Here is a 12,396-nt window from a genome sequence, read left to right as displayed (position 1 = left end):
ATCACGATTGCCGCAGGGCCGCGGGAATCGCCGCCTATCTGAACTTGCAGGCGGTCTCTGGCAGGTCGATGCCGATCGTGTCCAGGGGCGTGCGCTGGTGAAGGTAGCCCGCTTCCGGCGAGACCGAGACCACCGCCTTCGGCTGCACGACGATGAGGGGCTGGCGCAGCTGGTGGTCCCAGGGGCGGTAGGTCAGGGAGACACCCTTGTAGGCGGGCAGGCTGAAGGCCGGATCGGTGAGGAAGGGGCCGATGATGGCGGCATCGTTCGTCTTCTTCGCCGTCACGGCGTCGCCGACCGTGCGGATCGCTGCCCAGGCCTGGTAGTCGAGCGGGCGCATCAGGCGGCCTGCCAGACGCCGGAAGCGGTTCTGCGCCTGCGCGGCGCCCCAGGTCTCCAGCGTCGGGTGCCAGGTCGTCGCGATCAGACCCTGCGTGCCGCCGACGGGGCGCGGATCCACCGTCTTGTAGGGCACGTAGTCGCCCCAGTCGCCCGCCTCGTCGGCCACGATCGCCATGTCGTAGTCGATGCCCCGGGTGAACACCATGGCCTCCGCCCGGGTCGGGGTGTCGCCGCGGGCGCGGGCGAGCGGGCCGAAGGTCCAGGGCTTCTCCGCCTGGATCTTGAGGGCGAATTTCCGGGCGGAGTTCTTCCAGGCCTCCGCGTAGAGCCTGTCCCCCTCGTTGGGCCCGACGATCAGGAAGAGCTTGCGCCAGCGCATGAAGGTGAGGAATTGCGCGAGCGCGTCCGTCTGCATCGCCCGGCTCGGGACGACGTGGAAGACGTTCTGGCGGCACTCCGCCCCGCGCAGGGAATCGTCGGGGGCGGCAGCGTTGAACACGAGGGCGCCGTCCGCCTTCACGGCGTCGGAGACCGCCAGCACCTCGGCGGCGGGCAGCGCCAGGACGAGGTACTTCACGCCCTTGCCGACGAGTCCCTTCGCGGCCTCGACGGCGCTCGGTCCCCCCTCCGCGAGCACGACCTCGTCGAGGGCGTAGGTCTGCTTGGTGAAACGGCCTGTCGTGTTGTTGTCCTGGATGCCCATCCGGGCGCCGGCGACACCCTCGTCCTCCGGCACGGCCTCGGCGTCGTAGGAGGCGGGCGCGGGCTGCGGCCGGTAGAGGATGCCGATGCGCGTCTCGATCGTCTGCGGGGGAGGCGGTGCGCCCGGTTCCTGCGCGCGCGCCGGCCCGGGACCGAGAGGTCCCGCGAGCGACAGGGCGAGGACGGCGAGGAGAGAGCGGGAGGGAACGCGCATGCGGGCGGCACGCTAGCAATATTGTCCCCGCGCACTCAACGGTGGAAGCATAAGGGAAACCTAAGGGGCCGGCTCCGTGCCGCGCGGGCGCTTGAGGGCCTCGGCGTCCTGTCGCGGGCCTCGGCCGTTGCCAAATCCTCCTCCCGCCCGAGGTGTAGGGCCGGGCGCGGCCGGTCGCGGCAGCCGGCGCGCCGCTTCCCCCTCCCGGGCCGCCCGCACGAGACCGACGATCATGTCCCGACGCGCCCCCGCCCTTTCGGCCCTCCTCCTGCCCCTCGCGCTCGCCGCGGCGCCCGCCTGGGCCGCGCCCGAGAAGGCGGCGATCTTCACGATCGAGCTGCTCGATCCCGGCGTCGTCGGAGGCCGCAAGCCGCGCCCCGACGAGACCCGCAAGCTCGCCCTCGTCACCGAGGAATTGCGCAAGGCGCTCCAGACCAACGGGTCGTTGGAACCGGTCGATGTCGGACCGCAATCGGCCGAGATCGCCAAGCAGGCGCCGCTCTACAAATGCGAGGGCTGCGCGGCAGGCATTGCCAAGACGCTGGGTGCGGACCTCGCCGTGACCGGCTATGTGGAGAAGGGGTCGAACCAGATCTTCAACCTGAACGTCGTCATCAGTGACGCGGCCACCGGCAAGGTCGTGCGCGGCGGGCAGGTGGTGATCCGGGCCGATACCGACGATACCTGGGCCCACGCCATGCGTTGGGTCGTCAAGAACCGGCTCCTCGCCGAGCCGCTGCCGAACCGGTCCTGAAGGCCCTGTTGAGCGAAGATCCGAAGCGCGCCGTGTCGAACCAGTCCCTGCCCTCCCCCGCCGCGCCGCGCCTCCTCGTCAGCGTGCGCGACGCCGACGAGGCCGGGCTGGCGGCGGGCGCCGGGGCCGACCTTGTCGACGCGAAGGATCCGGATCGCGGCGCCCTCGGGGCTCTCCCGGAGGCGCGCGTCGCGGCGATCCTCGCGGCGGTGAAGGGTCGCGCCGCCACCAGCGCGGTGGCCGGCGAGCCTGCGGGCGCGGCGGATCTCGCCCGGTGCGTGTCGGCCCTGTCCGGGACGGGTGCCGACTTCCTCAAGGTGGCGGTGCCGCCGGACCTGAGGCGAAGCCCGGCTGCGCTCGCCGCCGTGGCGGGCGCCGCGCCGGGGCGCCTCATCGCCGTGCTCTTCGCCGAGGACGGGGTCGCGCCGGGGGATCCGGCGGCCTTCGCGGCGGCGGGCTTCGTCGGCGCGATGATCGACACCGCGAGCAAGGACGGGCGGCGCCTGACCGATATCCTGGCGCCCGCCACCCTCTCCGCCTTCTGCGCCGGCTGCCGGGCGCAGGGTCTCCTCGCCGGGCTGGCCGGCTCGCTGCGGGTCGAGGACATCGCGGGGCTCGCCGTTCACCGGCCGGATTATCTCGGCTTCCGAGGCGGCCTCTGCCGCGGCGGGGACCGGCGGGGCGCGCTCGACGCCGCCCGCATCGGCGACGCCGTCGCGGCGCTGCGGGCGCTCGGCCGGCGGGACGCCGCGTGAGCGCGCCCGCCCTCAGCGTGGTCAAGCTCGGCGGGAGCCTGCTCGGCGACCGGGCGCGCCTGCGCGCCATCCTCGCCGGCCTCGCCGCGGGGGCGGAGGGGGCCTGCATCGTGGTGCCCGGCGGCGGCCCCTTCGCCGACGCGGTGCGTCGGGAGCAGGCCTCCGCGGGCTTCGACGACGCCACCGCGCACCGCCTCGCCCTTGATGCCATGGGCCGCATGAGCGATCACCTCCGGAGCCTCGAGACGTTGATCGCGATTATCCGGAATCCGGCCGAGGCCGCGCGCCACGCCCGCGCCGGAGGGCTGCCCGTCTGGGATCCGGCGGACCTCCGGTCCGGCCGTCCCGACATCCCCGAATCCTGGTCCGTCACCTCGGACAGCCTCGCCCTCTGGCTCGCCGCCGAGACCGGGGCGGAGCGCTGCCTCCTCGTGAAGGCGGCCCCCTGCCCGCCCGGGGCGAGCCCGACGGAACTGGCCCGGCTCGGCCTCGTCGACGCCGCCTTCCCCGACTTCGCCGCGCGCTACGCCGGCCGCATCGTCGTGCGGGGCGCCGACGAGGCCACGCGCCCGAGGCGGGCCGCGTGAGCGCGCCCGAGCACGGCCCCCGCGAGCACCTCGTCTTCGTGACGGGCAAGCTCGCGCGGGCGCGGCTCGAGAAGGTCGCCGCGAGCCTGCCCGCCGACCGCTTCGCCTGGACGATCGCGGATGCCGGCGTGAAGGTCGCCGCGCTGATGACGGAGGAGATCATCCGCCGCCGGGTCCGGATCCCGGAGGGTGCGACCCGCATCGTCCTGCCCGGCCGCTGCCGGGCGAACCCGGAGGCGCTGAGCCGGCATTTCGGCGTGCCGGTCGAGCGCGGGCCCGACGAGATCGTGGACCTGCCGGCCCATCTCGGGCTCGCCGGCCGCACGGTCGACCTGTCGCGGCACGACCTTCGCATCTTCTCCGAGATCGTCGACGCCTCGAAGATGAGCCCCGACGAGATCCTGGCGAAGGGCCTCGACCTCGCCCGGCGCGGCGCGGACGTGATCGACCTCGGCGGCCTGCCGGACACCGCCTTCCCGCATCTGGAGGAGAGCGTCCGCCTCCTGAAGGGGGCCGGGCTGAGGGTCAGCGTCGATTCCTTCTCCCTCGACGAGCTGCGGCGGGGCGCCGGGGCGGGGGCCGACTACCTCCTCAGCCTCAACGAGGAGACCCTCGACCTTGCCTTCGAGACCGACGCGGTGCCGGTCCTCGTGCCGATGCGCCCCGACGACCTGCCCTCCCTCGACCGGGCCATCGAGCGGATGGAGCGGGCGGGCCGCCCCTACATGGCCGACCCGATCCTGGAGCCGATCCATTTCGGCTTCGTCGATTCGATCGCCCGCTACCGGGAGGTGCGCGCCCGCTACCCCGGCATCGAGATGATGATGGGCACCGGCAACCTGACGGAGCTCACGGAAGCCGACAGCCTCGGCGTCACCGCGCTCCTCCTCGGCATGTGCTCGGAACTCGCGATCCGCAACGTCCTGATCGTGCAGGTCTCGAACCACACGCGCCGCACCGTCGAGGAGCACGACGCGGCCCGGCGCGTCATGTACGCGGCCAAGGCCGATGCCGCCCTGCCCAAGGGCTACGGCCGGGCACTTCTGGCACTTCACGACAAGCGCCCCTTCGTGCAGACACCCGACGAGATCGCGGGCCTCGCCGCCGATGTGCGCGATCCGAACTACCGGATCGCGGTCGCCGAGGACGGGATCCACGTCTACAACCGCGACATCCACAGGGTCGGCACCGACGCCATGGCCTTCTTCCCGGACCTCAACGTGGAGAGCGACGGCGCCCACGCCTTCTACCTGGGAGCCGAGCTCGCCAAGGCCGAGACGGCGTTCCGGCTCGGCAAGCGCTACGTGCAGGACGAGCCCCTGCGCTGGGGCTCGGCCGCCGACGACGAGGCCGAGGACACCACGGCCTTCAAGAAGGCCGGCCACACGAAGCATTCGGGCCCCGGCGGGCCGCCACCCGGCACGCGGGACGCCGCGACTGTGCCGACGGAGGCCGGCGCCGAGCCGCCCGAGACGGTGGATCCCGAGACGGCCCGGGCCGAGGGCGTCGCCGCGACGCCGGCCGAGCGGCCGGCGCGGATCGTTTGCGGCAAGCTCGTGCCGGCGGACGAGGCCTGATCGATGCCGCTGATCCTCGAGACCATCGTGACGACGCTCTCGCCCGCGGGCGAATTGCACCTCGTGCCCTTCGGGCTGATCGAGGACGGCGCGGACTGGATCCTCGCCCCCTTCCGGCCCTCGCCCACGATCCTCAACCTCGACGCGAACCCCGTCTTCGCGGCCTCCTCCCCACGCGACGTGCGCGTCATCGCGGGCTGCGTCACCGGCCGGCGCGACTGGCCGGTCGTGCCCTGCGCCGAGATCCGCGGGATGCGGCTCGCCGACAGCTTCGCCCATGCCGAGCTCGCGGTCGTCTCGGTCGAGGACGACGCGACGCGCCCGCGCTATCGGGGGCGCGTCCTGCGCCAAGAGAGCCACGCCCCCTTCCTCGGCTTCAACCGCGCCCAGAGCGCGGTTCTGGAGGCGGCCATCCTCTCGACGCGCCTCCACATGCTGGAGCCGGAGAAGGTCCTCTCCGAGATGCGCTATCTCGCCATCGCGATATCCAAGACAGCCGGGCCCCGCGAGCGCGAGGCCTGGGGCTGGATCGAGGACAAGGTCTCGGCCGCCCTCGGCACCGACCGAATCCTCGCAAACCCCGACGCCGCCTGAGAAAAGCGGCGCGTGAAGGAGACAGGGACCCCATGAAGATGCTGGCACTCGCGACGGCGGCGGCGCTCGCCGTCGTGTCGTTCTCCGCCGAGGCCCACGGGCCGACGCGCCGGAAGATCTCCGAGAGCGTCGAGATCAACGCCCCCGCCGACAAGGTCTGGGCGGTCGTCGGCAATTTCCAGGACATGAGCTGGCTGCCGCCGGTCGAGAAGACCGAAGGAACGGGCGGCAACGAGGCCAAGGCGACCCGCACCCTGACCCTGAAGGGCGGCGCCACGGTGGTCGAGGAGCTGTCGAAGTACTCCGCCGACAAGAAGAGCTACTCGTACCGGATCGACAAGGTCGACGTGAAGACCCTGCCCGTGAACGACTATTCCTCGACGATCGAGGTCGAGGATGCGGGCGGCAAGTCCAAGGTCACCTGGAAGGGCGCCTTCTACCGCGGCTACATGAACAACGATCCGCCGCCCGAGCTGAACGACGAGAACTCCGAGAAGGCCGTGCGCGGCCTCTACCGGACCGGCCTCGATGCCCTGAAGGCCAAGGTCGAGAAGGGCTCGTAGGCCCCGTGCCACGCCTTGCCAGGGCGGGAGGCCGGCTGCGCGCCGGCCTCTCGGGCCTCGCCCTTCTCGCCGCCCCCTTCGCCACCCTCTTCGACCCCCTGCCCGCTGGCGCGGCCGAGGCGGTGGTGACGGTGCAGGGCGCCAACGCCGTCGTGATCCTCGATCTCGACGCGGGCACGGTGGCGGCGCGCATCCCCGTGCCGGGCTCGCCCGCCGGCATCGCCCTCTCGCCGGACCGCCGGATCGCCTACGTGACGCGGCCGGACGGGCCGGGCCTCGCCATCCTCGACCTCGACGCGCGCAGGGTCACCGGCACGCTGCCCCTGCCCGGCGGCCCGCTCGGCATCGCCTGCAACCCGCGCTCCGGCGCCGTCTACGTCGCCGATTGGTACGGCAAGCGGCTCTTCGTGCTGGTGCCGAAGGAGGGCACGCTGGTGCCGGACGGCGAGATCGCGGTCGGCGCCTCGCCCTCCGGCATCGCGGTGACGCCGGACGGGTCCACCCTGCTCGTGGCCAACCGCGAGGCCGACACGGTCTCGGTGGTCGACGCGGCGAGCCGGCGCGAGACGAAGGCCATCCCGGTCGGCAAACACCCGTTCGGCATCACCCTCGATCCGGATGGAAAGCGCGCCTACACGGCCAACGTCCTCTCGGACGACGTCTCCGTGATCGACCTTGCGGAGGGGCGCGAGATCGGCCGGGTGAACACGGGGGAGCGCCCCTACGTGGTGGCGCTGGCCAAGGGCCGCGGCTTCGTCACCGACCAGTACACGGCTAGCGTGACCGTGTTCGACCTCGCGAGCCTGGAGCGCCTGGCGGCGGTCGACGTCGGCGACCATCCCGAGGGCATCGCGGCGAGCCGCGACGGCACCCGGCTCTACGTGGCGAATTGGGGCGCCAACACGGTGAGCGTGATCGATTCCGGAACGCTCAGTGTCACGAAGGAGATCGCGGTGGGCGACGGGCCGAGGGCGTTCGGGGACTTTCTGCGGTAGGGGCCGGCCTGCGGGACGGGGCGAAGCTGCGCCGAGAGGCGCTCGGCCCGGCTCCGACAGGTATCGAACGCGCCCCCTCGCGCGTTCGGGAGAGGTCGAGTCCGCGGCACGCAGACCGGGTGAGGGATCAGGTCTTTCCGGAGACGTCACACCCCTCACCCCAACCCTCTCCCGAACGGGAGAGGGGGCGCGTCGTGCCTTCGACGCCTGCGTCAGCGCCCGATCGCTCAGAGCGCCACGCCGGCCCGCTCGAAATCCCCGATCTTCTCCGGCGAGAAGCCCCGGCGCCACTCGGCTTCCCGCCCGGGCTCCGGCAGGATGCGGCCGAACTCGATCATCTGCTCGGCGGCGATGTCCTGGACGTAGACCCAGATGTCCTCGCGCCCGATTCCGGCCGCCGCCCCGACGCGGGCGCCGACCGCCTCGATCAGGGCGCGCTTCTGCTCGGCCGTGCGCCCGGCCCTGATCAGCCCGTGGACGAAGACGTGCGGGACCCCGTTCGGCCGTCCGCCGATGAAGTGCAGGCCCGCTGCCGCCGCCTCGAAGAAGACCTGCGCGAGATAGCCCGGCGCGCCGGTCGCCTCGCTGTGCGCGTCCGTGATCGCCGTCGCGATCTGCTGCCGTTGCGCCGCGGTGAGGTCGAGATGGGAGGTCTTGACGGTGTAGGTCGGCATGGCTGTGCTCTCCTCGACGGGCGTCCCGGTCCGCGATGCGGACACGGTGCCGTCGCTCCGGCCGCGTCCGGGCCTGCGCCGATCGAGAGCCGGGTCGCGACGGCGCGAGACTGGAGCATGCCCGCTCCGGATTCCGCAACGGGTCGGCCGCGCAGCGCACCGGCAAGGCCGGAGGGCCCGGGGGCGGTGCGGTGCGGCCGCTCCGCTCGGCTACGCAGCGCGCCAAGCTGTGCTATAGAATGCAACGGAGGGGCGCGCGCCTCTAAGCCGTGGGAGGCGGCGGATCTTGAGCAACCGCCACGAGCACGACCGCATCGACGCCGAGATCTCCAGGATCTCGAAGAGTTCGGATCCCTTCGTTGCTGCCGTCCGGGCGACGCGGATGCCGATGATCATCACCGACCCGAACAAGCCCGACAATCCGATCGTCTTCGTCAACGACGCGTTCTCGAAACTCACCGGTTACGCGCGCGCCGAGATCCTGGGCAACAATTGCCGCTTCCTGCAGGGGCCGGAAACCGATCACCGGGACGTCGCCAGGATCCGCGATGCGATCGAGCGGCGTGTTCCGATCGAGATCGAGCTGCTGAACCACAAGAAGAGCGGCGAGGTCTTCTGGAACAGGCTGCTGATCTCGCCCGTCTTCGATGACGATGGCGCGCTGACCTATTTCTTCGCCTCCCAGTTCGACGTGACGCTGGAGCGCGACCGGATGGTGCGCCTCCAACGCGACCGGGACGCCCTGGAGCAGGAAGTGGAGCGCCGCGCGAGCGACCTCCGCCACAGCGAGGACCGCCTGCGCTTCATGCTCAAGGCGGGCCGGTTCGGCACCTGGACGCTCGATCTCGCCGACCGGCGGCTGGTCGCCTCCGACATGTGCAAGCGGAATTTCGGTCGCTCGGGGCGGGACCCATTCACCTACGAGGATCTCACCGCCGCCATCGTGCCGGAGGACCGCGCACGGATGGAGGCGGCCGTGGCGTCCTCGATCGAGGAGCAGGCGGATTACGACATCGAGTACCGCATCCGCACGCCGCAGGGCGAGATCCGCTGGCTGCAGATCCGGGGCCAGACCTACTACCACGCCGACGGTTCGCCCCTGAGCATGGCCGGCGTCTCGATCGACATCACCGAGCGCAAGCGCGGCGAGGAACACCGGGCGCTATTGGCGGACGAACTCAACCACCGGGTCAAGAACTCGATGGCGACGATGCAGTCGATCGCCCACCAGACCCTGCGCAACGCGTCCTCGCTGGACGAGGCGCGGGACACGCTCGACGCCCGCCTGCAATCCCTGTCGGCCGCCCACGACGTGCTGACGCGCGAGAGCTGGGAGGGGGCGACGCTGGCGGAGATCGTGGACAGTGCCCTCAAACCGTTCCAGTCCGGCGGCGGCCGACGGTTCCATGCGGGCGGGCCCGACCTCCGCCTGCCGCCCCGGCTCGCGCTGGCCTTCGTCATGGCCCTGCACGAGCTCGCGACGAATGCGGTGAAGTACGGTGCCCTCTCGAACGACACGGGCCGCGTCATCCTCAACTGGGACGTGGTGGACGGGTCGAAGCCGGACCGCCTGTGGCTGCGCTGGGAGGAACTCGGTGGGCCGCCCGTCACGCCGCCGAGCCGGACGGGGTTCGGCTCGCGCCTGATCGAGCGGGCGCTGGCCGCCGAACTGGGGGGCACGGCCGAGATCGACTACCGGCCGCGCGGCGTCGTGTTCACGGTGGAAGCGCCCCTGCCGGAGCGGTAGGACATCTTCTTCGGCCGGGCACGATCCAGGCGCCGGCCCACCAACGAACCCGAGGCGAGGTCCCGACCATGGCCGGTGCCATGCTCACCACCCCCGTTCTGCCGCACGAGGCGGGCCGCCGCGCGCCGCCGGCGCCCGTCACGCTCCGGCAGGCCCTGCCGGTCTGGGCGCGGATCGCGGCCCTCTCCTTCGGGGGGCCGGCCGGGCAGATCGCGGTGATGCACCGCGTTCTCGTCGAGGAGAAGCGCTGGGTCTCCGAGAACCGCTTCCTGCACGCGCTGAACTTCTGCACTCTCCTGCCCGGCCCGGAGGCGCAGCAGCTCGCCACCTATATCGGCTGGCTGATGCACGGCACCCGCGGCGGCCTCGTCGCGGGCGGCCTGTTCGTGCTGCCCGGCCTCGTCGCCATCATGGGCCTGAGCTGGATCTACGCCCTCTACGGCAATGTCGGCCTCGTCGCCGGCCTGTTCTTCGGGCTCAAGGCCGCCATCCTCGCCATCGTCGCGCAGGCGGTTCTGCGCATCGGCCGCAAGGCGCTGAAGGGGCCCGTCATGGCGGCGCTCGCGGCCGCCTCCTTCGTCGGCATCTTCGTCCTCGACGTGCCCTTCCCCGTCATCGTCCTCGCGGCCGGATTGATCGGCTATCTCGGAGGTCGCGCGGGCCTGCCCCAGTTCCGGGCCGGCGGCCACGGCGATGCGGCCCGGGACGACGGCGGCCCCTACCTCCTCGGCGACGCGGAGCTCGCGCGGGAGCGGGCCTCGCACGGGCACGCGCTGCGGGTTCTCGGTGTCTGGGGCGCGCTGTGGCTGGCGCCCGTCCTCGCGCTGCTCGTCCTGCTCGGGCCCGGCGACGTCTTCTCCGAGATCGCGGTGTTCTTCTCGAAGATGGCGATGGTCACCTTCGGCGGCGCCTACGCCGTGCTCTCCTACGTCGCCCAGCAGGCGGTGGAGCATTACGGCTGGCTGAGGCCCGGCGAGATGCTCGACGGGCTCGGCATGGCCGAGACCACGCCGGGTCCGCTCATCATGGTCACGCAGTTCGTGGGCTTCCTCGCGGCCTATCGGGCGCCCGGCTCGCTCCCGCCGCTGGTCGCCGGCACGCTCGGGGGCCTGCTCACGACCTGGGTGACCTTCGTGCCCTGCTTCCTCTGGATCTTCCTCGGGGCCCCCTACATCGAGCGGCTGCGGGGCAACCGGGCGCTGGCCGGGGCGCTCTCGGCGATCACGGCGGCGGTGGTCGGCGTGATCCTCAACCTCGCGGTCTGGTTCGCGGTGCACACGATCTTCGCGGAGGTGCGCCCCTTCGCGGCCGGCCCGATCCGCCTCGACGTGCCGGTGCCGGCGAGCCTCGATCCCTGGGCGCTCGTGCTGGCGCTCGCCGCCTTCGTCGCGGTGTTCGGCTTCAAGGCCGGCATGATCGCGACCCTCCTCGCCTGCTCGGCCGCCGGCATGGCCCTGCACCTCGCCGGATGGGTCTGACGGCCGCCTTCCCGCGCCGCCGCCGGCTCCCGTCCCGCGACCGGGGCTAGGTGGCGGATCCGTTGAACACGAGGCGGGTGCCCGTGTAGGCGCGCACCAGAGCCTTGGGCATCTCGGTCTTGGCGATCTCGTAGAAGGTCTCGCCCGTGCAGTGGAGCGGCACCACGAAGTCGGGCCCGATCTCCTTCAGGGTCGCGATCGTCTGGCGGACGTAGTCGGGCGGGTAGGGGGCGAGGTGGAAGCCCCCGATCACCGCGTGCACCTTCTCGATGCCGGACACGGCCTGCGCCTGCCGGATGGCGTTGACCACGCCCCGGTGGCTGCAGGAGGTCAGGATCACGAGGCCGTGCCCCTTCAGGTTGAAGGCGGTGGCGATCTCGTGCCGGAACTGGTCCGGGATCAGCCCCTGGCCGCCCTCGTCCTGCGCCTGGCCGCCCGGGTAGCAGCCCGAGCCGTGCGCGAAGCCGAGCTTCATCGCGCTCGGCGAGAGCAAAGTCTCGAAGCTGCGCTGATCGATCTGGCCCGAGGTGAAGCCGTGATCCGCCACCAGGGCCGGGCGCTCCGTCGAGGTGACGGCGAGGTTCGCCGCCTTGAGGGCCTCGCGATCGATGACGCCGAAATCACCCTTGACCGGAGGCGCCGTCCAGGTGCGGGCGCAGAAGCAATCCTCGCCCCCGACATGGAACGGAAGCCCGGGCCTGAGCTGCCCCCGGGCCTGGCCGAGGAAGCCGGCGAGCCCGCCGAAATGGTCGTAATGGCCGTGGCTGAGCACGAGCGCGTCGATCTCGGAGGGCTGCACGCCGAGGAGCGAGAGGTTGTTGTTGAGCGCCTCCGGCGTGAAGCCGAAATCCACCAGGGTCCGCCGGGTCTCCTCGCCGCGCCGCGAGGTGACGTGCATCGAGAGGCCGAACTCGCTCACCAGGGTGCGGCCCGGCGGACGATCCGGGGCGATGCCCCAGCCGAAATGCTCGACCGAGAGCCCGTCGAGCTTGCGGCCCGGCGCCACCGCGAACTGGTAGCTGTCGGTGACGATCCGCACGGCGACGGCGTCGAGTTCCGGCACCGGCCCCGCCACGGCCTCGGCGAGAGCGGGGCTCGCATCGCCGAGGAGGCCGCCCAGCAGCAGGCTCAGGGCTGCGGCCCCGCCGCCGCAGAGGAGGTCCCGCCGCGCCGGGTCGTCGCAGGTGATGCGCGGGCGCTCGCTGCGTCGAGAGGGGCCGCGCGATGATGATCGGGGATCGACTGAGACAGCCATGGCAACCTCCCGCTGCAGGTCGAAATGCCGACCGAAAGCAGGGGCGCGGGACGGGACGAGCGTGGAGGCGCGTCTCATCGGGCGTCCGAAGCGCGAAGTCTCGCATGGAGCTCGACGGTCGGCAAGCAAGGCGATGTCGGCCGGCGCCTAGCGAGACGA

General features: G+C 72.1%; 12 protein-coding genes. 9 read left to right on the top strand and 3 right to left on the bottom strand.

Annotated elements, in window-relative coordinates; all coding sequences use genetic code 11:
- Positions 1–34 precede the first annotated feature (34 nt).
- Positions 35–1,258 carry an ABC transporter substrate-binding protein gene (locus J2X36_RS09975; RefSeq protein WP_310349060.1) on the bottom strand — a complete coding sequence of 408 codons (1,224 nt, stop codon included), beginning with the start codon at positions 1,256–1,258 and terminating at the stop codon, positions 35–37.
- A gap of 232 nt (positions 1,259–1,490) precedes the next feature.
- On the opposite strand from J2X36_RS09975, the gene J2X36_RS09970 reads away from it, so the two are divergent.
- From J2X36_RS09970 to J2X36_RS09940, 7 genes are read left to right on the top strand one after another with little or no spacing between them, the layout of a single operon-like run.
- Positions 1,491–2,012: a DUF3280 domain-containing protein gene (locus J2X36_RS09970; protein ID WP_310349057.1), complete on the top strand. Its 522-nt coding sequence runs from the start codon at positions 1,491–1,493 to the stop codon at positions 2,010–2,012.
- Between the two features lie 8 nt (positions 2,013–2,020).
- Entirely contained in the window at positions 2,021–2,767 is a 747-nt protein-coding gene (locus tag J2X36_RS09965) for a (5-formylfuran-3-yl)methyl phosphate synthase (protein ID WP_310349055.1), read from the top strand.
- Positions 2,764–3,354 carry a uridylate kinase gene (locus tag J2X36_RS09960; RefSeq protein WP_310349053.1) on the top strand — a complete coding sequence of 197 codons (591 nt, stop codon included), beginning with the start codon at positions 2,764–2,766 and terminating at the stop codon, positions 3,352–3,354. The genes J2X36_RS09965 and J2X36_RS09960 overlap by 4 nt, the downstream gene beginning before the upstream one ends.
- On the top strand, positions 3,351–4,931 hold the full coding sequence (locus tag J2X36_RS09955; protein WP_310349051.1) for a DUF6513 domain-containing protein: 1,581 nt from the start codon (positions 3,351–3,353) through the stop codon (positions 4,929–4,931). The genes J2X36_RS09960 and J2X36_RS09955 overlap by 4 nt, the downstream gene beginning before the upstream one ends.
- 3 nt (positions 4,932–4,934) lie before the next feature.
- On the top strand, positions 4,935–5,525 hold the full coding sequence (locus J2X36_RS09950; RefSeq protein WP_132251653.1) for a DUF447 domain-containing protein: 591 nt from the start codon (positions 4,935–4,937) through the stop codon (positions 5,523–5,525).
- A gap of 32 nt (positions 5,526–5,557) precedes the next feature.
- Positions 5,558–6,088, top strand: coding sequence for an SRPBCC family protein (locus J2X36_RS09945; RefSeq protein WP_132251655.1), 531 nt, complete (start codon positions 5,558–5,560; stop codon positions 6,086–6,088).
- Between the two features lie 35 nt (positions 6,089–6,123).
- A complete protein-coding gene (locus tag J2X36_RS09940; RefSeq protein ID WP_405029768.1) occupies positions 6,124–7,083 on the top strand; it encodes a beta-propeller fold lactonase family protein in 960 nt (319 codons plus the stop codon).
- 227 nt (positions 7,084–7,310) lie between these two features.
- Here the strand turns inward: J2X36_RS09940 and J2X36_RS09935 are convergent, their stop codons facing one another.
- Positions 7,311–7,757, bottom strand: a complete 447-nt coding sequence (locus tag J2X36_RS09935) for a tautomerase family protein (RefSeq protein WP_310349046.1) — start codon at positions 7,755–7,757, stop codon at positions 7,311–7,313.
- A gap of 286 nt (positions 7,758–8,043) precedes the next feature.
- Between J2X36_RS09935 and J2X36_RS09930 the strand changes: the two genes are divergently transcribed.
- The gene (locus J2X36_RS09930) at positions 8,044–9,504 is read left to right on the top strand and encodes an HWE histidine kinase domain-containing protein (RefSeq protein WP_132251659.1); all 1,461 of its coding nucleotides are present in this window, start codon (positions 8,044–8,046) and stop codon (positions 9,502–9,504) included.
- Between the two features lie 68 nt (positions 9,505–9,572).
- Positions 9,573–10,982, top strand: coding sequence for a chromate efflux transporter (gene chrA / locus J2X36_RS09925; RefSeq protein ID WP_405029762.1), 1,410 nt, complete (start codon positions 9,573–9,575; stop codon positions 10,980–10,982).
- 46 nt (positions 10,983–11,028) lie between these two features.
- Here the strand turns inward: chrA and J2X36_RS09920 are convergent, their stop codons facing one another.
- A complete protein-coding gene (locus J2X36_RS09920) occupies positions 11,029–12,237 on the bottom strand; it encodes an MBL fold metallo-hydrolase (RefSeq protein ID WP_310349041.1) in 1,209 nt (402 codons plus the stop codon).
- Between the last annotated feature and the right edge of the window lie 159 nt (positions 12,238–12,396).

Origin of the sequence: Methylobacterium sp. BE186 (genome assembly GCF_031457035.1) — a bacterium.
In the GTDB taxonomy this organism is placed as follows: domain Bacteria; phylum Pseudomonadota; class Alphaproteobacteria; order Rhizobiales; family Beijerinckiaceae; genus Methylobacterium; species Methylobacterium segetis.
This window is presented reverse-complemented; position numbering and strand designations above follow the sequence as displayed.